The organism is Streptomyces sp. NPDC002537 (assembly GCF_053594975.1).
Genome location: NZ_JBSFWT010000033.1, coordinates 53976 through 74940 on the forward strand (window position 1 = coordinate 53976; position 20965 = coordinate 74940).

At 72.1% G+C, this 20965-nt stretch carries 16 protein-coding genes; 11 read left to right on the forward strand and 5 right to left on the reverse strand.

The window, feature by feature from the left end; genetic code table 11:
* Positions 1-350: 350 nt before the first annotated feature.
* From ACWD4A_RS17225 to ACWD4A_RS17240, 4 genes are all read left to right on the forward strand, one after another.
* Positions 351-2471, forward strand: a complete 2121-nt coding sequence (locus ACWD4A_RS17225) for a DNA gyrase/topoisomerase IV subunit B (RefSeq protein ID WP_451194635.1) — start codon at positions 351-353, stop codon at positions 2469-2471.
* Between the two features lie 193 nt (positions 2472-2664).
* A complete protein-coding gene (locus ACWD4A_RS17230) occupies positions 2665-3153 on the forward strand; it encodes a DUF1453 domain-containing protein (protein WP_451194637.1) in 489 nt (162 codons plus the stop codon).
* Between the two features lie 28 nt (positions 3154-3181).
* Positions 3182-4345: a sensor histidine kinase gene (locus ACWD4A_RS17235; protein ID WP_451194639.1), complete on the forward strand. Its 1164-nt coding sequence runs from the start codon at positions 3182-3184 to the stop codon at positions 4343-4345.
* Positions 4346-4401: 56 nt separating this feature from the next.
* Entirely contained in the window at positions 4402-5088 is a 687-nt protein-coding gene (locus tag ACWD4A_RS17240) for a response regulator (RefSeq protein ID WP_451194662.1), read from the forward strand.
* Between the two features lie 96 nt (positions 5089-5184).
* On the opposite strand, the gene ACWD4A_RS17245 is transcribed toward ACWD4A_RS17240, so the two are convergent.
* Together ACWD4A_RS17245 and ACWD4A_RS17250 are read right to left on the reverse strand one after the other, a co-directional pair.
* Complete coding sequence (locus ACWD4A_RS17245; protein WP_451194640.1) at positions 5185-5862, reverse strand: response regulator; 678 nt, start codon at positions 5860-5862, stop codon at positions 5185-5187.
* Positions 5863-7530 (reverse strand): ATP-binding protein, encoded by a 1668-nt coding sequence (locus tag ACWD4A_RS17250; protein ID WP_451194642.1) that lies wholly within the window; start codon positions 7528-7530, stop codon positions 5863-5865.
* Positions 7531-7768: 238 nt separating this feature from the next.
* Between ACWD4A_RS17250 and ACWD4A_RS17255 the strand changes: the two genes are divergently transcribed.
* From ACWD4A_RS17255 to ACWD4A_RS17265, 3 genes are all read left to right on the forward strand, one after another.
* On the forward strand, positions 7769-8623 hold the full coding sequence (locus ACWD4A_RS17255; RefSeq protein WP_451194643.1) for an ABC transporter ATP-binding protein: 855 nt from the start codon (positions 7769-7771) through the stop codon (positions 8621-8623).
* On the forward strand, positions 8613-9479 hold the full coding sequence (locus ACWD4A_RS17260) for an ABC transporter permease (RefSeq protein WP_451194644.1): 867 nt from the start codon (positions 8613-8615) through the stop codon (positions 9477-9479). The genes ACWD4A_RS17255 and ACWD4A_RS17260 overlap by 11 nt, the downstream gene beginning before the upstream one ends.
* Positions 9480-9571: 92 nt before the next feature.
* Positions 9572-10615, forward strand: a complete 1044-nt coding sequence (locus ACWD4A_RS17265; protein WP_451194646.1) for an ABC transporter substrate-binding protein — start codon at positions 9572-9574, stop codon at positions 10613-10615.
* Here the strand turns inward: ACWD4A_RS17265 and ACWD4A_RS17270 are convergent.
* The gene (locus ACWD4A_RS17270) at positions 10599-11513 is read right to left on the reverse strand and encodes a sucrase ferredoxin (RefSeq protein WP_451194647.1); all 915 of its coding nucleotides are present in this window, start codon (positions 11511-11513) and stop codon (positions 10599-10601) included. The genes ACWD4A_RS17265 and ACWD4A_RS17270 overlap by 17 nt on opposite strands.
* 48 nt (positions 11514-11561) lie before the next feature.
* On the reverse strand, positions 11562-12812 hold the full coding sequence (locus ACWD4A_RS17275; RefSeq protein ID WP_451194649.1) for a citrate/2-methylcitrate synthase: 1251 nt from the start codon (positions 12810-12812) through the stop codon (positions 11562-11564).
* A gap of 107 nt (positions 12813-12919) precedes the next feature.
* Between ACWD4A_RS17275 and ACWD4A_RS17280 the strand changes: the two genes are divergently transcribed.
* A complete protein-coding gene (locus ACWD4A_RS17280) occupies positions 12920-14074 on the forward strand; it encodes a citrate synthase (RefSeq protein WP_451194650.1) in 1155 nt (384 codons plus the stop codon).
* Positions 14075-14091: 17 nt separating this feature from the next.
* Positions 14092-15168 carry a CobW family GTP-binding protein gene (locus ACWD4A_RS17285; RefSeq protein ID WP_451194652.1) on the forward strand — a complete coding sequence of 359 codons (1077 nt, stop codon included), beginning with the start codon at positions 14092-14094 and terminating at the stop codon, positions 15166-15168.
* Between the two features lie 223 nt (positions 15169-15391).
* Here ACWD4A_RS17285 and ACWD4A_RS17290 read toward each other — a convergent pair whose 3' ends face one another.
* Positions 15392-17854: a DNA gyrase/topoisomerase IV subunit A gene (locus tag ACWD4A_RS17290; protein ID WP_451194654.1), complete on the reverse strand. Its 2463-nt coding sequence runs from the start codon at positions 17852-17854 to the stop codon at positions 15392-15394.
* Between the two features lie 237 nt (positions 17855-18091).
* Here ACWD4A_RS17290 and ACWD4A_RS17295 point away from each other — a divergent pair, with 237 nt between their 5' ends.
* Together ACWD4A_RS17295 and ACWD4A_RS17300 are read left to right on the forward strand one after the other, a co-directional pair.
* Positions 18092-19441 carry a M16 family metallopeptidase gene (locus ACWD4A_RS17295; RefSeq protein ID WP_451194656.1) on the forward strand — a complete coding sequence of 450 codons (1350 nt, stop codon included), beginning with the start codon at positions 18092-18094 and terminating at the stop codon, positions 19439-19441.
* Between the two features lie 23 nt (positions 19442-19464).
* Entirely contained in the window at positions 19465-20832 is a 1368-nt protein-coding gene (locus ACWD4A_RS17300) for a M16 family metallopeptidase (protein ID WP_451194664.1), read from the forward strand.
* Positions 20833-20965 lie beyond the last annotated feature (133 nt).

Sequence of the window (20965 nt, forward strand, 5' to 3'; positions counted from 1 at the left end):
TCCTCGAAAGTTCCTTCAGAGTGGGCCGGATCTTGACGGTTGGCGGCGAATGAGCCGTATCGCGTGGGCTTACGGTTTCACGTCGCTGGGGGCTTTGGTCCTCCCGGCCGGCTTGCCGGGTTGTTCTTGAGGACGTGCCCGGAGCCTAAATGGTTCATGCCTCCAAGGGAACGTGATGTGCACGTCACTCCATCGTGTCATCGAACATGTGATCGACACTGGACTAGCATGGGCATTCCCACGGGTGGCTGCACAAAGGCTCTACCTGGCCTCGGTACCCTCTGAACGGCAACCGAGCCACGACCGCGCCCGACCGGGGCCGAAAAGAAATTCAGCGAGGAGCGAACCGCGTGACCGCCGATATGTCCGTGCCGTCCACTGCGTTGCTGACCGGGGCAGACCGGGACGGATCCAACTACACCGCGCGGCACCTGCTCGTCCTCGAGGGTCTTGAGGCCGTTCGCAAGCGCCCGGGCATGTATATCGGCTCGACGGACAGCCGTGGCCTGATGCACTGCCTTTGGGAGATCATCGACAATTCCGTCGACGAGGCCCTGGGCGGATTCTGCGACCGGATCGACGTGATCCTCCACGACGACGGCTCGGTGGAGGTCCGGGACAACGGCCGCGGTATCCCGGTGGACGTCGAGCCCAAGACCGGCCTGTCCGGCGTCGAGGTCGTCATGACCAAGCTGCACGCCGGCGGAAAGTTCGGCGGCGGTTCGTACGCGGCCTCGGGCGGTCTGCACGGCGTCGGCGCCTCCGTGGTCAACGCGCTCTCCGCACGTCTGGACGTGGAGGTCGACCGGAACAGCCGTACCCACGCGATCAGCTTCCGGCGCGGCGTCCCCGGCATCTTCACCGAGTCCGGCCCTGACGCACCGTTCGACCCGGCCAACGGCCTCCTCAAGGGCAAGAAGGTGCCCAAGACCCGCACCGGCACCCGCGTCCGCTACTGGGCGGACCGCCAGATCTTCCTCAAGGACGCGAAGCTCTCCCTGGAGACGCTGTACGGGCGCGCCCGGCAGACCGCGTTCCTGGTGCCGGGGCTGACCATCGTCGTCCGCGACGAGCGGGGCCTCGACGGCGGGGACAGCACCGAGGAGACGTTCCGCTACGACGGCGGCATCAGCGAGTTCTGCGAGTACCTCGCCCAGGACAAGGCCGTCTGCGACGTGCTCCGGCTGACCGGGCAGGGCACCTTCAAGGAGACCGTGCCGGTCCTCGACGACCGCGGCCACATGACCCCCACCGAGGTCACCCGCGAGCTCGGTGTGGACATCGCCCTCCGCTGGGGCACGGGCTACGACGCCGCGGTGAAGTCCTTCGTCAACATCATCGCCACCCCCAAGGGCGGCACGCACGTGGCCGGATTCGAGCGCGCGATCGCCAAGACGGTCAACGAGGCGCTCCGCTCCTCGAAGCTGCTCCGCGTCGCCGAGGACGACGTCGTCAAGGACGACGCCATGGAGGGCCTCACGGCCGTCGTGACCGTACGGCTGGCGGAACCGCAGTTCGAGGGCCAGACGAAGGAGGTCCTCGGCACGTCCGCCGCCTCCCGCATCGTGGCGAACGTGGTGGCCAAGGAGCTCAAGGCGTTCCTGACCTCCACCAAGCGCGACGCCAAGCAGCAGGCGCGCGCCGTGCTGGAGAAGGTCGTCGCCGCGGCCCGTACGCGCATCGCCGCCCGGCAGCACAAGGAGGCGCAGCGCCGGAAGACGGCGCTGGAGTCCTCCTCGCTGCCGGCCAAGCTCGCCGACTGCCGCAGCGACGACGTCGAGCGCAGCGAGCTGTTCATCGTCGAGGGGGACTCGGCGCTCGGTACGGCGAAGCTGGCGCGGAACTCCGAGTTCCAGGCCCTGCTCCCGATCCGCGGCAAGATCCTCAATGTCCAGAAGTCGTCGGTCTCCGACATGCTCAAGAACGCCGAGTGCGGCGCGATCATCCAGGTGATAGGAGCGGGATCGGGGCGGACCTTCGACATCGACGCGGCCCGCTACGGGAAGGTGATCTTCCTGGCCGACGCCGATGTGGACGGTGCGCACATCCGGTGCCTGCTGCTGACCCTCTTCCAGCGTTACATGCGGCCCATGGTCGAGGAGGGACGGGTCTTCTCGGCGGTGCCTCCGCTGCACCGGGTGGAGCTGACCCACCCCAAGAAGGGGCAGGACAAGTACATCTACACCTACTCCGACAGCGAGCTGCGGCAGACGCTGCTGGAGCTGGAGCGGAAGAACGTCCGCTACAAGGACGGCATCCAGCGGTACAAGGGCCTCGGCGAGATGGACGCCGACCAGCTCGCGGAGACCACGATGGACCCGCGCCACCGTACGCTCCGGCGGATCAACATCAGTGACCTGGAGGCGGCGGAGCGGGCCTTCGACCTGCTGATGGGCAATGAGGTCGCCCCGCGCAAGGAGTTCATCACCAACTCCGCGGCCACGCTGGACCGCTCGCGCATCGACGTCTGATCGACGCCTGACCGGCGTCCGTCAGGTCGCGCGGCGCGGCTCTCCACCCTCAGGTGGAGGGCGATCTCCACCCGGGTTCCACCCGAAGCCCCACCCGTGGTCCGATCCCCGCCGGGGCCCGGATCCGTAGCGTCGGATGTGTCGAGTCACTCGCATCCGACGCCTCGGATCAGGTCCCACGGAGGGTTTTCCCATGTCCGGCTCCTTCGACGTCGTAGTGATCGTCGCGGTCTGCGCGATCGTGCTCGTCCGGCAGACGAGGCCGCGCAGGGTGGCCGCCGACGGTGGGCGCTGGTGGCTGCTGCCCGCGCTGCTGGTCCTCCTGGCCGTCCGTGGGCCGGGGCTGATCGACTCCGGACACCCCGCGGAGTCCGCCGGTCTGCTCGCCGGAGGTGTGCTGGCCGGGCTCGCCACCGGCGCCGCGTGGGCCTGGACCACCCGAATATGGTCCGACGAGTCCGGGGCGACATGGGCCCAGGGCGGCAGGGCGACAGCCGCGATATGGCTCGGCGGGATGGCCCTGCGCGCGGCGCTCTACGGCCTCGGTGCGCTGATCGGGGTCCACCAGGGCGGCTCCGCCGCGATGCTGACCGTCGCGGCCGTGCTGCTGGCCCGCGCCGGAGTACTTCTCCACCGGACCCGCGACGTCCGCCCGGCGTACGGTGTCCCTGCCGGTGGCTGAGGACGGCGTCGCGGCGGGAGGACCCTACGTGCCGATCGAGAACTGGACCGAGTGGCCCGCCCGTGAGGCCCTCTCCTGGCTGGGAGTGCCGCTGCGCAGACGGGTGATGACCTGGGCGGTGCGGCTCGGTCTCGCCTCTCTGGTCCTGTGGGGTGTGGTGCGCGACGGTGTCCTGCACGGCTGGGGTTTCGCCGCCCTCGCCTCGGGCTTCGTGATCTGCGTGGCGGGGATCCGGGTCTACTACTCCACGACGCTCGCCCAGCGGCTGTGGCCGTCCCTCGGGGTGCTGGCGGTGCTGTACGCGGTGGGGGCGGGGTCCCAGTTGGCCGGGGCGCGCACCCCGGCGGCCGTGCTCTGGTGCGTCTGCGCGCTCATGTCCATGGAGCGGCTCCCGATGCTGTGCGCGCTGGGCAGCGCCACGGTTGCCATGGGCTCGTACGCCCTGGTGAGTTCGGACGAGCCGGTGGTGATCGCGCTGACGGTGGTCGGGCTGCCGGTCATGGGGTACGCGCTGCGGCTGGACGAGGAGGCGCGAGGGGCCGGGTTCCGGCTGCTGGCCCAGGAGCGGGCGGCGCGCCGGGCGGAGGCGGAGTCGGCCGCGCTGGCGGAACGGGCCCGCATCGCACGGGAGATCCACGACGTGCTCGCGCACAGCCTCTCCGCGCAGATGGTGCACCTGGAGGCGGCGCGGCTGCTCATCGAGCGGGGGGAGGACCGGCAGCTGATCCTGGAGCGGGTGGTGGCGGCCCGGGGCATGGCCCGGGAGGGGCTGTCGGAGACCCGGCAGGCGCTCTCCGCGCTGCGCGGAGAGATGTCCCGGGTCGAGGACTTCCTCCGGGAGTCGGCCGCGTCGGAGGGAGCACGCCTGGAGGTCACGGGGGAGCCGCGGGATCTGCCCGCGGAGGCGGGGCTGGCGGTGCGCAGGGTCGCGCAGGAGGCCCTGACCAATGTCCGGAAGCATGCGCCGGGCGCGCGCGTCGACATGAGATTCACTTATCTGGAGGGGGAGGTGGAGCTGTGGGTCCGTGACGGGGGCGGGCGGGCGGGGTCCGGGGATCTCGCGGTGTCCGGTGCCGGGTACGGTCTGCTGGGGATGCGCGAGCGCGCCGAGTTGCTCGGCGGCACGCTGGAGGCCGGACCGGCCGGACCTGAGCAGGAGGGCTTTGTGGTGCGTTTGCGGGTGCCCGCGTGACGGGCGGCGCGGCCGCCCCGGGTGGGCCGGGGCCGGGCGGCGCCGGTGATGACGCGGTGGCGCGGGTCGTGGTGGCCGATGACCAGACCGTGGTGCGCGAGGGGATCGTGATGTTGCTGGGTCTGCTGCCGGGGATCGAGGTGGTCGGGGCGGCGGCCGATGGCCATGAAGCGGTGCGGCTGGTCGCCGAACACGCCCCGGACGTGGTGCTGATGGACCTTCGGATGCCGCGGTGTGACGGGGTGGAGGCGACGCGGCGCATTCGGGCCGAGCATCCGGCGACCCAGGTGGTGGTCCTCACGACCTATGCCGACGACGACTCGCTCTTTCCCGCCCTCCGGGCCGGTGCGCGTGGGTATCTCACCAAGGACGCCGGCGGGGAGGAGATCGTACGGGCCGTGCGGCATGTGATGTCGGGGGAGGCCGGGCTCTCGCCGAATGTGCAACGTCGGCTGCTGGATCGGCTCTCCGCTTCCGGTGGGGAGAGCGCTCGGGCGGATGAGGTCCCTGCCATACCGGCGCGAGGGGAGTTGCCGGACGGGCTGACGGCGCGTGAGGCGGAGGTGCTGTCCCTGGTCGCCGAGGGACTGTCCAACGCGGAGATCGCCCGGCGGCTGCACGTCAGTACGGCGACGGTGAAGACGCACATCAACAATCTCTTCGCGAAGACGGGGGTGCGGGACCGGGTGCAGGCCGTGCGGTATGCGTTCCGGAACGGCATCGTGCCGCCGCCGTTGGCCTGACGGCCGGGCGTCGGCGCCCTCGGAAGAAGTCCCGGCCGGAAGAAGTCCCGGCCGGAAGCAGCCCCGACCGGGGGAAGTCCTACCGGCTGGGTGCCGTCAGCGAGTTGTCCAGGCGTAGCGGTGTTCCGGGCGGCCGGTCTCGCCGTATTTGAGGGTGAGGCGGAGCCGACCGGATTCCTCCAGGCGTTTGAGGTAGCGCTGCGCGGTGGAGCGGCTCAGTCCGGCGCGGGTCGCGACCTCGTGTGCGGAGAGGGGGTGCATCGCGTCCGAGAGCACGCGGCGGATGAGCTCGGCGGTGGGCGCGGAGTGCCCCTTCGGCAGGGGGACGCTGGTGGCCGCGGTGCGCAGGGTGCCGAAGATCCGGTCGACCTGGTCCTGGCCCGCCTCGTCCGCGTCGTCGAGGGTGCGGCGCAGCTGCGCGTAGGCCTCCAGCTTCACTCGCAGCCCCGGGAAGGTGAAGGGCTTGACCAGGTACTGCAGGGCGCCGAAGCACATCGCCGCCTGGACGGTGGCGACGTCCCGGGAGGCCGTGACCATGATCACGTCGGTGAGGTGGCCGCGCTGCCGCATCCGGCGCACCAGGGACAGCCCCGTCTCGTCAGGCAGGAAGTGGTCCAGGAGCACCAGGTCGATGCCGCCCTGTTCGAGCACGGTCATGGCCTGGGCCGCGTTGTGGGCCTTGGCGCCGACGTGGAAGCCGGGGACGCGCGCCACATACGCGGCGTTGATCTCGGCGACACGGAAGTCGTCGTCCACCACGAGGACCTCGATCATTTACTTCACCCCTTCGAGTGAGTGGAGTGCTTCGGGCAGTTCCACGGTGAACACCGCGCCCCCGCCTGGCCGTTCAGCCGCCCGTGCGGAACCGCCGTAGCGCTCGGCGAGCCTTCTGACGAGGGAGAGTCCGAGACCGCGGCGGCGGTGCGGGGGCGGCTCCTTGGTGGACCAGCCGTCGGCGAAGATCAGTTCGCGGGCGGCGGCCGGCACACCCGGACCGTTGTCGGTGACCTGGACGACCAGGGCCGTGCCCACGGTCCGCAACTCCACTTCCACGAACGGTTCCACGGGCGGTTCGACGAACGGTTCCACGGGCGGCGGTTCGGCGAATGGCTCCCCGTCGGCCCCGCCCACGGTCGCGTTCCCCGCCGCGTCCAGCGCGTTGTCCACGAGGTTGCCGAGGACGGTGACCAGGTCCCGGGGGTCCACCACCCGGTCGGGGAGCAGGGTCCGCGGGCTCATCCGCAGTGCCACCCCGCGCTCCGCCGCGACCGCGCTCTTGCCCACCAACAGCGCCCCCACCAGAGGATCGTGCACCCGCTCGGCGACCTGTTCCGCCGTGGCCCGGTGCGCGCCCGTCACCTCCGCCAGGTACTCGGCGGCCTCGTCGTACAGCCCGAGCTCCAGCAGTCCGACCAGGGTGTGCAGCCGGTTGGCGTGCTCGTGGTCCTGCGCGCGCAGCGCGTCGGTCAGGCCGCGGGTGCCGTCCAGTTCCCGGCGGAGCTGTTCCAGTTCGGTGCGGTCGCGCAGGGTCGCCACCGTGCCGCCGTCCGCCGTGTCCATCCGGTTGGCGACCAGGACCCGCCCGTCCCGGACGGTGAGCAGGTCCGTGCCCGTCACCCGCCCGGCCAGCACGTCCGTGGTCCGGCCGGGCGGCAGGACGCTGTCGAGCGGCTGCCCGGTGGCGTCCGGCCCGAGTCCGAGCAGCCGCTGCGCCTCGTCGTTGACCAGTCGCACGCGGCCCCGCCGGTCGAGGGCGACCACGCCCTCCCGGATGCCGTGCAGCATGGCCTCGCGCTCGTCCAGCAGGGCGGAGATCTCGGTGAGTTCGATGCCACGGGTGCGCTTGCGCAGCCTCCGGGAGACGGCGAGCGCCGCCAGCGCGCCCGCCCCCAGGGCCGCACCGGCGTACAGCAGGATGCCCGGCACCGCGTGCACCAGCAACGCGTGCACGTTGTCGTAGGCGATGCCGACGGAGACGGCCCCGACGATGACGCCCTCCGCGTCGCGCAGCGGCACCTTCCCGCGGGCCGAGCGCCCCAGGGTGCCCTCGGCGATGCCCTTCCACTCCTTGCCGCTCAGCACCGTCCCCGGGTCGCCGCTGACACGCCCTCCGATCCGGGAGGGCGCGGTGTGGGAGTAGCGGGTGCCCCGGGCGTCGACGATCACGACGTAACTGGCGCCGGTGGCCAGCCGGACGCGTTCGGCGTCGGCCTGGACCGGCCCGTCGGGGGTGGGCCGGTGGGTCAGCAGGTCGCGGGCGATGGTGGGCTGGGCGGCCGTGGCCTGGGCTATCGCCAGCGCCCGGCGTTCCGCCTGGTCGTCCAGCTGGGCGCCGAGGGGCGCGAGGAAGAGTCCGGCGGCGAGCCCCGTGACCCCGGTGATGATGAGCAGTTGGACGAGCAGGACCTGCGCGAAGACGCGGCGGGGCCACCGGGGGCGCATAAGGGTCCCTTTCGTGTCGTCGGTGCCACCAGAACGTAGCCGGATGGCCGCCCGTCGGCCGGTTCCGTAGCGCTTTCGTTGTTCTACCGCGAGCAAAACGAGCAGAACAGGGTTCGTGCCCTCAACCCGCACAGCGCCCACAAGCCTGTCTCCGCGGGGCGCGCCGCCCCTACCGTCCAGCCACCTGCCGCCCCCGAGGGACAGCGGGGCGGACGAGCCGGGCACAGGAGGCACCACCATGAACAGCGGGACGATCAGCGACAAACACAGCGGTACCCCGCCGGCCATCGAGCTGCGCGGGGCGGGCAAGGTGTTCCGTACCCCTTCGGGCGCGCGGCACGCGGCCGTACGGAACCTCCATCTGACGGTGGAACGGGGCGAGTTCGTGGCCGTGGTGGGACCCACGGGCTGCGGGAAGTCGACCACGCTCACCCTGGTCAGCGGGCTGGAGGAGCCGACCGAGGGGGAGGTGCTCGTCGGCGGCGAGCCGGTGACCGGCATCCGGCCCGAGGTCGGGTTCGTCTTCCAGCAGGACGCGGTGTTCCCCTGGCGCACGGTCCTGTCCAATGTGATGGCCGGTCCGCGCTTCCGGGGCATGCCGAAGGCGGAGGCGAGGACACGCGCCCTCGACTGGCTCGGCAGGGTGGGGCTCGCGGCCTTCGCCGACCGCTATCCGCACCAGCTCTCCGGCGGGCAGCGCAAGCGCGTGGCACTGGCCCAGACCTTTGTCGGCGACCCCGCGATCCTGCTCATGGACGAGCCGTTCTCGGCACTCGACGTGCAGACCCGGGCGCTGATGTCGGACGAGTTGCTGGAGCTGTGGGGCGGCGCCCGTGCCACCGGAACGGCCGCGTCCGTCGTCTTCGTCACCCATGACCTGGAGGAGGCCATCGCGCTCGCGGACAAGGTGGTGGTGATGACGGCGGGTCCGGCCACGGTCAAACAGGTCTTCCCCGTACCGCTGCCCCGGCCGCGGAAGGTCGAAGCCATCCGTCTGGAGGCGGAGTTCGTGGAGATCTACCGCGAGATCTGGTCCTCGCTCGGCGAAGAGGTCCGCATCACCCGGGAGCGAGGTGCCGACCGTGTCGCCTGAGACCGTCGCCGCCTCCGCGGCCCCGCGGAAGGGCGCCACCGGCCGTGCGGAAGCGCGGGCCAAGGCCGCCCGCCACCGGAGACTGCTGGTGCACGCGGTACGGGTGCTGCTGCTCGTGCTCGTGCTCGCCGCATGGGAGCTGATGGCCCGCCACAAGGTCGTCGATCCCTTCAACTTCTCGATGCCGTCGGAGATCTGGGACCAGATCGTCCAGTGGGCCGCGCACGGCACCGCGCAGGGCTCGCTCGGCGAGCAGATCCGGTACACGCTCCAGGAGGCCCTGCTCGGCTGGGTCATCGGGGTGACGGGCGGCGTGGTGCTCGGGATCGTGCTCGGCCGGGTGCGCTTCCTGGCGGACGTCCTCGGTCCGTACATCAAGGTCCTCAACGCGCTGCCGAGGATCGTCCTCGCGCCGATCTTCCTCATCTGGTTCGGCCTCGGTCCCGCGTCCAAGGTCGCCTCGGCCGTGGTGCTGGTCTTCTTCCCCGTCTTCTTCAACGCCTTCCAGGGCGCTCGCGAAGTGGACCGCAACCTGGTCGCCAACGCCCGCATCCTGGGCGCCCGCAACCGCCAGGTGACCCTCCAGGTCGTCGTCCCCTCCGCGACTTCCTGGATCTTCACCAGCCTGCATGTGAGCTTCGGGTTCGCGCTGATCGGCGCGATCGTCGGCGAGTACATCGGGGCGACCAAGGGCATCGGGCTGCTCGTCTCCAATGCGCAGAACACCTTCAATTCGGCGGGCGTGTACGCCGCCATGGTCATCCTCGCCGTCGTCGCGCTGCTGGCGGAGGGGCTGCTGACCTTCGCGGAGAAACGGTTGTTCCGCTGGAAGGCGGGCGGGTCCGGCGACCGGTAGGGCCGTCCCGGTCGCCGAGCGGCCCCACCCGTCTCCCGCCCATCTCCCGCGTGCGGAACGCGCGCGGGGAACACACGTAAGGAACTGCAGCCATGCGCAAGCCCCGTACCGTCGCCGCGGCCGTCGCGGCGACGCTGTGCCTCGCTCTCGCCGGGTGCGCCGACGAGGTGTCCGCCAACGGCGCGGGCACCGGCGGCAAGGCCGGGGGAGACACCGTCAAGATCATGGTCGGCGGTCTCGACAAGGTCATCTATCTGCCCGCGGTGCTCACCGAGCGGCTCGGGTACTTCCAGGAGCAGGGCGTCGAGGTCCAGCTCCTCAGCGAGCCCGCCGGGGTGCAGGCCACCACCTCGCTCGTCTCCGGCGACGTCCAGGGCGTCGTCGGCTTCTACGACCACACGCTCGACCTCCAGGCGAAGGGCAAACAGGTGGAGTCGGTGGTCCAGCTGGCCCGCACCCCCGGCGAGGTCGAGATCGTCTCCGCCAAGGCCGCCTCCGGCATCTCCTCGCCCGCGGACTTCAAGGGGAAGAAGCTCGGGGTCACCGGCCTCGGCTCGTCCACCGACTTCCTGACGAAGTACCTGGCGGTGCGGAACGGGGTGAAGGTCAGCGAGTTCACCCCGGTCGCCGTCGGCGCGGGCCAGACCTTCGTCGCCGCGCTCCGGCAGGGGGCCGTCGACGGCGGGATGACCACGGACCCGACCGTCGCCCAGGTCCTCGCCCAGGGCACCGGCAAGGTGCTCGTCGACCTGCGCACCCCCGAGGGCTCGCGGGCCGCGCTCGGCGGGCTCTACCCCGCGTCGAGCCTCTATATGAACACCGGTTGGGTGAACGGCCACAAGGACACGGTGCGGAAGCTCGCCAACGCCTTCGTGAAGACCCTCGCGTGGATGTCCGCGCACAGCCCCGAGGAGATCGCAGACAAAATGCCCGCCGACTACGCGAAGGGCGGCAAGGAGCTCTATGTCCGGGCCATCAAGAACACCCTGCCCATGTTCACCCGGGACGGTGTGATGCCCGCCGACGGACCGAAGACCGTGCACGAGGTGCTCAAGGCCTTCAACCCGACGATACGGAACGCCGACATCGACCTGGAGAAGACCTATACGACGGAGTTCGTCAGGGAAGCGGGGTGACCGAGACGACGTCCATCCGGGCCGGGGTGCCCGGCGCCCTGCCGCAGCTCTCCGGGCGGGGCGGCTCGGCGGCCCCCTGCTCGACCAGGACCCGCCAGGAGCGGCCGTCGACGTGGGCGACGGTCACGGACCAGTGCGCGGCGGCACCCTCGACGGGCTCGCTCCGGGGCACGTCCAGGGCATCCGCGCCGTCCTCCCCGGTGAGTTCGCGGACGGCCAGCTCGGCGGCCTGGGCGGGCCGGGCCCACGCCGAGCGGCCGCGGCACCGCTCGGTCACGACCCGCCCGTCGCGCACCGCCTCCAGCACGTCCTTGACGCCGTGCGCGGTGACCCGCCCGTACGCGTAGCCGTAGGGGAGGACGAACAGGGTCGGCGCGAAGCGGTGGCCGCCGAGGTGGGTGACCTCCCACGTCTCGATCCCGCCCGCGCTGACCAGTTCGGCGGCGAGCGGTCTGCCGAGGAGGGCGCAGCAGCGGTCCCGCTTGCCGTTGGTGCAGACGAAGACGAGCGGGTCGCCCGCGTACGGCTCCCACAGCCCGCCGTGCTCGCCCGCGCCGAGTGCCGCGAGGTCCAGCGCCGTCAGGCCGGCCGGGTCGGCGATCTCGGTCGTGCGGATCCAGGAGCGGCCCGGCGCGGTGTGGGCCACGAACACCCGCTGCGCGGCGGGCCGGTGGCAGTCGGCGTGCCGCCCGGGGCGGCGGATCAGGGCGATCCGTACGCCGGTGCCCGCCACGGCCTCGTCCAGGGCGCGGCCGACGGCGGGGTCGAGATGGCTGGAGGCGAGTGCGTCCGCGCCCCAGGGGCCGGGCTGTTCGAGCAGCAGCCAGGTCCGGGCCGTGGCGGCGGTGCCGGCCAGTGGCTCGGAGAGTCGGCGGGATGCGGTCGCACACGTGCTCACGAAGGTTAGCCTAACCTGCTTGGCTGTTGATCGTATGCGGCGCGGGGGTCACGGAAGTGGCTGCGGGGGCCGGGGACCACAGTAGTGGCCGGTCGGGCGGAGCCGTAGCGGCCGCTCCGCGTACTCCTCCAGAGCGTGCGCGATCCAGCCCGCGGTGCGCGCGACGGCGAAGACCGTCTCGCCCGCCTCGGGCGGCATCCCCGACGAGACCGACAGGACGGCGAGCGCGAGATCCACGTTCGCGCACAGGGACTTGTGGCGGGCCGTCATCGCCTCGACCTCCCGGGCCGCCGCCAGGGCGCGCCCGGCGCCCGGCACCGACTCCAGCCGGGCGAACAGTGCCGTCGCCCGCGGGTCCGGCCCCGGGTAGAGGCGGTGCCCGAGCCCCGGCACGCGCCTGCCGTCCCGCAGGTGGTCCGCCACCACGGCCGCCGCGCTGCCGCGCTCCAGCACCTCCGTGAGCATCCGGTGGGCCAGCCCGCTCGCCGCCCCGTGCAACGGTCCCTCCAGCGCGCCGAGCCCGGCGGAGACCACGGCGTACGGATGGGACCGCGCGGACGCCGCGACCCGCACCGCGAGCGTGGAGGCGGCGAGGTCGTGGTCGATCAGCAGGACGAGGGCGGTCTCCAGGGCCCGCAGTGCCGCCTCGTCCGGGGCCCGCGCCGTCAGCCGCGACCACAGGCGCGGGGCGAGCCGCCCGCCGGTGTCCCGCGGCCGGCCGGCGGTCGGCAGGGCGTCGACCAGCGTCGGGATCAGGCCGCGGGCCGTGCCGAGCACCGTCGCGGGGGACAGGTCGAAGCGCAGCGGATCGGCGGCCGCGGCGGCGATCGCGGCCACGCGCAGCCGGTCGGTGGGCCCGCTGTGCGCGGGCAGCGCGTCCACGGCCCGGTACGCGGCGGCCAGGGCCTCCTCGGGGGCGGTGAAGCGTGTGCCGGGCCGCAGTTCACCGGTCCACAGCCAGTCCGCGACCTCCTCGTACCCGTACCGCTCGGCGAGCGCGGTGGCGTCCACGCCGCGGTAGAAGTACCGGTCGTCCTCGATGAGCGTGATGCTGGTGCGGATCGCCGTCTCGCCGCCGAACGCCGGCTCCCGTCTGCCGCGCCGGGCGAGCGCGTCGACCTCCCGCGCGTCGAAGGTGCTGCCCCGGCCGCCGGGACCGCGGCGGCTGGAGAGCTGGCCGCGGCTGACGTACGCGTAGACCGTCTCCGGTTTCACGCCGAGCCGTTCGGCGACCTCACGGGTGGTCAGCCGTCCTTTGTGGTCGTCGCCCGCCGACTCGTCCGTCACATGATCCGCCATGGGTCACACGGTAGCGGCCCCTACATATTGATTCAATCAATGTTGACACCAATGGAATCAAGCATGGACAGTCGTATCAAGATTCAAGGGACCGAGGAGACACAGCAATGACGATCACCGAGGTACCGCGGGGACTCGCGGGCGTCGTCGTCACCGACACCGCCCTGGGCGACGTTCGCGGCCGCGAGGGCTTTTACCACTACCGCCAGTACTCCGCCGTGGAGCTCGCCGAAAGCCGCCGCTCCTTCGAGGACGTCTGGCATCTGATGTTCCGGGGCACCCTCCCCGACGCGGCGCAGCGGGCCGCCTTCGCCGCCGAGACCACCGCCCTGCGCGAGCTGCCCGCCGACGTGCGCGACGCGCTGCCCGCCATCGCCCGCTCGTCCGCACCGTCCGGCCCGCTCGCCGGGCTGCGCACCGCGCTCTCCCTGCTCGGCGCCTCCGCCGGGCTCCGCCCCCTGTACGACACCGACCCGGCCCGGCGCGAGGCCGACGCCCTCGCCGCCTGCGCCGCCGTCCCCACCCTGCTCACCGCGCTCCACCGGCTCGGGCAGGGGCTGCGGCCCGTCGAGCCGCGCGCCGACCTCCCGTACGCCGCCAACTACCTCTACATGCTGACCGGGCGGGAACCCGACCCCCGGCGGGCCCGCGCCGTCGAGCGCTACCTCATCTCCACCGTCGACCACGGCTTCAACGCCTCGACGTTCACCGCCCGCGTCATCGCCTCCACCGGCGCCGACCTCGCCGCCTGTCTCGGCGGTGCCATCGGCGCCCTGTCCGGGCCGCTGCACGGCGGGGCGCCCAGCCGCGCCCTCGACACCCTGGACGCCATCGGCACCCCGGACCGCATCGACCCCTGGATCAGGGAGCGCGTCCTCGCCGGCGACCGGATCATGGGCTTCGGCCACCCCGTCTACCGCACCGAGGACCCGCGCTCCCGGATGCTGCGCGCCATCGCGCGGGAATTCGGCGGCCCTCTGGTGGACCTCGCCGTCGAGGTCGAAGGACAGGTCGAGGCGATCCTCGCCGAGCTCAAGCCGGGCCGCGAACTGCACACCAACGTGGAGTTCTACGCGGGCGTCGTCATGGAGCTCTGCGGGCTGCCCCGGGAGATGTTCACGCCCACCTTCTGCGCGGCCCGCGTGGTCGGCTGGAGCGCCAATATCCTGGAACAGGCGGAGGACTCGAAGATCATCCGCCCGGCGGCCCGCTATGTCGGTCCGCCCCCGCCGCAGCCGGTTCCCGCTGCGCCCGGCATGTGATGGAGAGGCGGCCCCCCTTGGCGAAGCGACAGATCCCGGTCATCGTGCTGGCGGGCTTCCTGGGGTCGGGCAAGACCACCTTGCTCAACCACCTGCTGGCCACCAGCGGGGGCACGCGGATCGGCGTCGTCGTCAACGACTTCGGCAGCATCGAGATCGACGCGATGAGCGTCGCCGGGCAGGTCGACTCGATGGTCTCCCTCGGCAACGGCTGCCTGTGCTGTGCCGTCGACACCAGCGAGCTCGACGGCTTCCTCGACCGGCTGGCCCGCCCGGCGGCCCGGATCGACGTCATCGTCATCGAGGCGAGCGGACTGGCCGAGCCGCAGGAGCTCATCCGCATGATCCTCGCCAGCGACAACAAGGACATCGTCTACGGCGGCCTGGTCGAGGTCGTGGACGCCGCGGAATTCGACCGCACGCGCGCCACCCACCCCGAGCTCGACCGCCACATCGCCCTCGCCGACCTCATCGTCCTCAACAAGGCGGACCGGGTGGGCGAGGAGGAACGCCTGGCACTCCTCGACGGGCTCGGGAAGCTCGGCCCCGGCACGCCCGTGCTGGAGGCCGCGTACGGGCGGGTCGACCCCGAGCTCCTCTTCGACCGCAAGCCGCGGGAGGAGGAGCCCCCGGGCGCGATACGACAGCTGTCCTTCGAGGACCTCGTGCGGGAGCCGGAGCACGGCCACGACGGTGACGGGCACGACTGCGGCGAGGGCTGCACGGGACACCACGGACACCTGCACGCCGCGTACGACAGCGTCGCCTTCACCTCGGAGGCGCCGATGGACCCGCGGCGGCTGATGGACTTCCTCGACAACAGACCGCAGGGCCTCTACCGCATCAAGGGCTTCGTCCACTTCGGCGCGGACGGGCACCGGCGGACCCGGTACGCCGTGCACGCCGTGGGGGACTTCCTCCGCTTCTACGGGGGCCCTTGGGGACGGGGGGAGGAGCGGCTCACCCAACTCGTGCTGATCGGGCGGGGCATCGACGCCGATGCCCTCCGGGCGGGGCTGGAGGAGTGCCGGCGGACGGGGGCGGACGCGGACGAGAACGCGATGTGGGGCGTGCTGCGCTACGCCCAGGGGTGACCGGGGATTCCTCCCCGGCTCCGGCCGGCCCCGCGACCGGGGCCGTGCCCGCGGGCCCTGGCGCCCCGGCGGCCGTGGTCCTCCGGCCGCCCCGGTTCCCCGGCCGCCCCAGTTCTCCGATGCCGGGATACCGGACGGGCCCGGTTCTCCGATGGCTGGGATACCGGACGGGCCGGGTGCTCCGAGCAGACAGCTCGCAGAACCCGGCCCGTCCGCCGCCGATTTACACCGGGCCCGCCACCGCCGCCACGGCCTTCTGCAGCGGCGTGCCCGAGCCGTCGCGGCGGGGGTCGGGGGACGGGAGCTCGACCGGGGTGCCGTTGGCCGCCGCCGCGCGCGCCGGGGCCGGGCCCGCCCAGGCCAGCACCAGGCAGTCCTCACCCTTCAGGAAGCGCTGACAGCGCACACCGCCCGTCGCCCGCCCCTTGCGCGGGTACTGGTCGAACGGCGTCAGCTTCGCCGTCGTCTCCGAGGCGCCCAGCAGCGTGCCCGCCGCACCCGCCACGGTGAACACCGCCGCGTCCACCGCGGGGTCGATCGCCGTGAAGGAGATCACCTTCGCGCCCTCCGAGAGCTTGATGCCGGCCATGCCGCCCGCCGGACGGCCCTGCGGGCGCACCTGCCCCGCCGGATAGCGCAGCAGCTGGGCGTCGTCCGTGACGAAGACCAGGTCCTCCTCGCCGGTGCGGAGTTCGACCGCGCCGACGATGCGGTCGCCCTCCTTGAGGGTGATGACCTCCAGCTCGTCCTTGTTCGCCGGATAGTCCGGGACCACGCGCTTGACGACGCCCTGCTCCGTGCCGATCGCGAGCCCCGGCGAGGACTCGTCCAGGGTGGTGAGGCAGACCACTTGCTCGCCCTCCTCCAGCGACGACAGGAACTCCGAGACCGGAGCACCGCCCGCCAGACTGGGCGCGGCCGCCGTCTCCGGCAGCTGCGGCAGGTCGATCACGGGCAGCCGCAGCAGCCGGCCCAGGGACGTCACCGCGCCGACGTCCGCGCGGGCCGTCGCCGGGACCGCCGAGACGATCACATCGTGCTTGACGCGCTTGGCACCCCGTTCACCGTCGTCGGGGAAGGGCTCGCCGCTCGCCGTCCGGGCCAGCAGCCCGGTGGAGGACAGCAGCACCCGGCAGGGGTCGTCCGCGACCTCCAGGGGCACGGCCGACGCCGGGGTGCCCGCCGACTCCAGCAGCACCGTGCGCCGGTCGGTGCCGAACTTCTTGGCCACGTCGGCCAGTTCGTTCGACACGAGCTTGCGGAGCTCCGCGTCCGATTCCAGGATCACGGTCAGCTTCGCGATCTCGTCGTTCAGCCGGTCGCGCTCCGACTCCAGCTCGACCCGGTCGAACTTCGTGAGCCGGCGCAGCGGGGTGTCGAGGATGTACTGCGTCTGGATGTCGGAGAGCGAGAAGCGCGCCATCAGCGACTCCTTGGCCTGCGCCGCGTTCTCACTCGAACGAATGATTCTGATGACCTCGTCGATGTCGAGGAGCGCCACCAGCAGACCCTCGACCAGGTGCAGCCGGTTCCGCCGCTTGGTGCGCCGGAACTCGCTGCGCCGCCGCACCACGTCGAAGCGGTGGTCGACGTAGACCTCCAGCAGCTCCTTCAGGCCCAGGACCAGGGGCTGCCCGTCCACCAGCGCGACGTTGTTGATGCCGAAGGACTCCTCCATCGGCGTCAGCTTGTAGAGCTGCTCCAGCACGGCCTCGGGGTTGAAGCCGTTCTTGACCTCGATGACGAGCCGCAGGCCGTGGGAGCGGTCCGTGAGGTCCTTGACGTCGGCGATGCCCTGGATCTTCTTGGCGCCGACCAGGTCCTTGATCTTGGAGATGACCTTCTCCGGGCCGACCGTGAACGGCAGCTCGGTGACGACGAGGCCCTTGCGACGGGCCGTCACGTTCTCCACGGTCACCGTGGCGCGGATCCTGAAGGTGCCGCGCCCGGTCTCGTACGCGTCCCGGATGCCGCTCAGGCCCACGATCCGGCCGCCCGTGGGCAGGTCCGGACCCGGGATGTACTTCATCAGGGTGTCGAGGTCGGCGTCCGGATGCCGGATCAGATGCCGGGCGGCGGCGACGACCTCGCCCAGGTTGTGCGGCGGCATGTTCGTCGCCATGCCGACCGCGATCCCGGACGCGCCGTTGACCAGCAGGTTCGGATAGGCGGCCGGGAGCGCCACCGGCTCCTGCTCGCTGCCGTCGTAGTTCGGCGTGAAGTCGACGGTGTCCTCGTCGATGGACTCCGTCATCAGCGACGTCGCGGCCGCCATCCGCGCCTCGGTGTAGCGCATCGCCGCGGGCGGGTCGTCGTTGCCCAGCGAGCCGAAGTTGCCGTGCCCGTCGACCAGCGGCAGCCGCAGCGAGAAGGGCTGCGCCATGCGCACCAGGGCGTCGTAGATGGAGGCGTCACCGTGCGGGTGGAGCTTGCCCATCACTTCGCCGACGACGCGTGCGCACTTCACGTACGAACGCTCCGGGCGCAGGCCCATCTCGTTCATCTGGAAGAGGATGCGGCGCTGGACGGGCTTGAGACCGTCCCGGGCGTCGGGCAGGGCACGCGCGTAGATGACCGAGTAGGCGTACTCGAGGTAGGAGCGCTGCATCTCGTCGACGACGTCGATGTCGAGGATGCGCTCCTCGAAGTCGTCCGGCGGCGGGGTCTTCGTGCTGCGGCGGGCCATCGCGGGCTGCTGCTCCTTCGATCGATTGCCGAGGCGGCGTGCTGACGCGGACCATTGTGGACCGCCCCACTGACAACGCCGACAACCGACCCGTCCGTAAGAGGGCACCGCACCGGGAACTTCGCCAGATGTCAGCGCGCTTGCATACAGTGACAGGACTGTTCATCACGCGAGTCGTCGCGAACCATCGCGAGCCTCCACGCGGGATTTCACGCGATCGAAGGGACGTACATGCCCATGGGTCACACGGCCACGCAACAGGCCGGCGCCAGCGGCCTGACAGCGACCGAGCACCGTCTGGCCAACGGCCTGCGGGTGGTGCTCTCCGAAGACCACCTGACCCCGGTCGCCGCCGTCTGCCTCTGGTACGACGTCGGCTCCCGCCATGAGGTCAAGGGGCGTACCGGCCTCGCCCACCTCTTCGAGCACCTTATGTTCCAGGGCTCCGCCCAGGTCAAGGGGAACGGGCACTTCGAGCTGGTGCAGGGCGCCGGCGGGTCGCTCAACGGCACCACCAGCTTCGAGCGCACCAACTACTTCGAGACCATGCCGGCCCACGAGCTGGAGCTGGCCCTGTGGCTGGAAGCGGACCGCATGGGCTCGCTGCTCACCGCGCTCGACGACGAGTCCATGGAGAACCAGCGGGACGTCGTCAAGAACGAGCGCCGCCAGCGCTACGACAACGTCCCCTACGGCACCGCCTTCGAGAAGCTGACCGCCATGGTCTTCCCCGACGGCCACCCGTACCACCACACCCCGATCGGCTCCATGGCCGACCTGGACGCCGCCTCCCTGGAGGACGCGCGCGCCTTCTTCCGGACGTACTACGCGCCGGGCAACGCCGTCCTGTCGGTCGTCGGCGACATCGACCCCGAGCAGACCCTCGCCTGGGTCGAGAAGTACTTCGGCTCCATCCCCGCGCACGACGCCAAGCAGCCGCCGCGCGACGGCGCCCTCCCCGACGTCATCGGGAACGAGCTCCGCGAGGTCGTCCGCGAGGAGGTGCCCGCGCGTGCCCTGATGGCCGCCTACCGCCTCCCGCACGACGGCACCCGGGACGCCGACGCCGCCGACCTCGCCCTGACCGTCCTCGGCAGCGGCGAGTCCTCCCGGCTCTACAACCGCCTGGTCCGGCACGACCGCAGCGCCGTCGGCGTCGGCTTCGGCATGCTGCGGCTCGCCGGCGCGCCCTCGCTCGGCTGGCTGGACGTCAAGGCGTCCGGCGGCGTCGAGGTGGCCGACATCGAGGCCGCCGTCGACGACGAGCTGGCCCGCTTCGCCGCCGAGGGGCCGACCCCGGAGGAGATGGAGCGCGCCCAGGCCCAGCTGGAGCGCGAGTGGCTGGACCGGCTCGCCACGGTCAGCGGCCGCGCCGACGAACTGTGCCGCTTCGCGGTGCTGTTCGGCGACCCGCAGCTCGCCCTCACCGCGGTGGAGCGCGCCCTGGACATCACCCCGGAGGAGGTGCAGCGGGTCGCCAAGGCCCGTCTGCACCCCGACAACCGAGGGGTGCTGGTGTACGAGCCCACCGCCCCCGCCGCCGACGAGAACGCGCAGGACCGGAACGACGAGGAGACGGCCCAGTGAGCGACGCCGTGGCCACCGGCACCATGACCTTCCACCCGCGGCCGCGGGCGGGCGAGCCGACGCCCTGGGCCTTCCCGGCCCCCGAGCGCGAACAGCTGCCCAACGGCCTCACGGTGCTCCGCTGCCACCGTCCCGGGCAGCAGATCGTCGCCGTCGAGGTCAACCTCCTCGCCCCGCTGGACGCCGAGCCCGAGGGCCTCGACGGGGTCGCGACCATCATGGCGCGCGCCCTGTCCGAGGGCACCGACAAGCACACCGCCGAGGAGTTCACCGCCGAGCTGGAGCGCTGCGGCGCCACTCTCGAGGCGCACGCGGACCACCCCGGCCTCCGGGTCTCCCTGGAGGTGCCCGCCTCCCGGCTCGCCAAGGCCCTCGCCCTGCTCGCCGACGCCCTGCGCGCCCCCGCGTTCCCCGACAGCGAGGTCGAGCGGCTCGTCCGCAACCGCCTGGACGAGATCCCGCACGAGCTGGCCAACCCCGCCCGCCGCGCGGCCATGGCGCTCTCGCAGCACCTCTTCCCGGCCGACGCGCGGATCTCCCGCCCCCGCCAGGGCACCGAGGAGACCGTCGCCCGGATCGACGCCGCCGCCGTCCGCGCCTTCTACGAGGCGCACGTCCGGCCGGCCACCACGACCGCCGTGGTCGTCGGCGACTTCACCGGCGTCGACCTGGAGGCGGCGCTCGCCGACACCCTGGGCGCCTGGACCGGCTCCGCCGCCGAGCCCCGGCCCGTGCCGCCGATCACCGCGGACGACACCGGCCGTGTGGTGATCGTGGACCGCCCCGGCGCCGTGCAGACCCAGCTGCTGATCGGCCGGATCGGCGCCGACCGGCACGACCGCGTCTGGCCCGCCCAGGTGCTCGGCACGTACTGCCTCGGCGGCACCCTCACCTCCCGTCTGGACCGCGTCCTGCGCGAGGAGAAGGGCTACACCTACGGCGTGCGGGCCTTCGGCCAGGTGCTGCGCTCCTCCCCGGAGGGCACCGGTGCGGCCATGCTCGCCATCAGCGGCTCCGTGGACACCGCCTCCACCGGCCCGGCCCTGGCCGACCTGTGGACCGTGCTGCGCACCCTCGCCGCCGAGGGGCTGACCGACGCCGAGCGGGACTCCGCCGTGCAGAACCTCGTCGGGGTCGCGCCGCTCAAGTACGAGACGGCGTCGGCCGTCGCGGGCACCCTCGCCGACCAGGTCGAGCAGTACCTGCCGGACGACTTCCAGGCGCGGCTGTACGAACGCCTCGCGCGGACCGGCACCGTGGAGGCGACCGCCGCCGTCGTGAACGCCTTCCCGATGGACCGGCTCGTGACCGTCCTCGTCGGCGACGCCGCGGCGATCGAGGGGCCGGTCAAGGCGCTCGGCATCGGTGAGGTCACCGTCATCAGCGGCTGAGACGGCCGACGCCGGGTGAGACCGGCCATGGTGTGGCGGAGGAACTCGACGCCCTCTCCTCACCCGACGAAGCCGTCTTCTACACCTCGGGCCGCACCAGCAACGAAGCAGCCTTCCTCTACCAGCTCTTCGC

Excerpts from the sequence above, each read along its gene's own strand:
- ACWD4A_RS17245 (WP_451194640.1), bottom strand. The coding sequence starts at position 5,862 with ATGATCGAGGTCCTCGTGGTGGACGACGACTTCCGTGTCGCCGAGATC.
- ACWD4A_RS17250 (WP_451194642.1), bottom strand. The coding sequence starts at position 7,530 with ATGCGCCCCCGGTGGCCCCGCCGCGTCTTCGCGCAGGTCCTGCTCGTC.
- ACWD4A_RS17230 (WP_451194637.1), top strand. The coding sequence starts at position 2,665 with ATGTCCGGCTCCTTCGACGTCGTAGTGATCGTCGCGGTCTGCGCGATC.
- ACWD4A_RS17280 (WP_451194650.1), top strand. The coding sequence starts at position 12,920 with ATGACGATCACCGAGGTACCGCGGGGACTCGCGGGCGTCGTCGTCACC.
- ACWD4A_RS17295 (WP_451194656.1), top strand. The coding sequence starts at position 18,092 with ATGGGTCACACGGCCACGCAACAGGCCGGCGCCAGCGGCCTGACAGCG.
- ACWD4A_RS17265 (WP_451194646.1), top strand. The coding sequence starts at position 9,572 with ATGCGCAAGCCCCGTACCGTCGCCGCGGCCGTCGCGGCGACGCTGTGC.
- ACWD4A_RS17275 (WP_451194649.1), bottom strand. The coding sequence starts at position 12,812 with ATGGCGGATCATGTGACGGACGAGTCGGCGGGCGACGACCACAAAGGA.
- ACWD4A_RS17290 (WP_451194654.1), bottom strand. The coding sequence starts at position 17,854 with ATGGCCCGCCGCAGCACGAAGACCCCGCCGCCGGACGACTTCGAGGAG.
- ACWD4A_RS17300 (WP_451194664.1), top strand. The coding sequence starts at position 19,465 with ATGACCTTCCACCCGCGGCCGCGGGCGGGCGAGCCGACGCCCTGGGCC.
- ACWD4A_RS17255 (WP_451194643.1), top strand. The coding sequence starts at position 7,769 with ATGAACAGCGGGACGATCAGCGACAAACACAGCGGTACCCCGCCGGCC.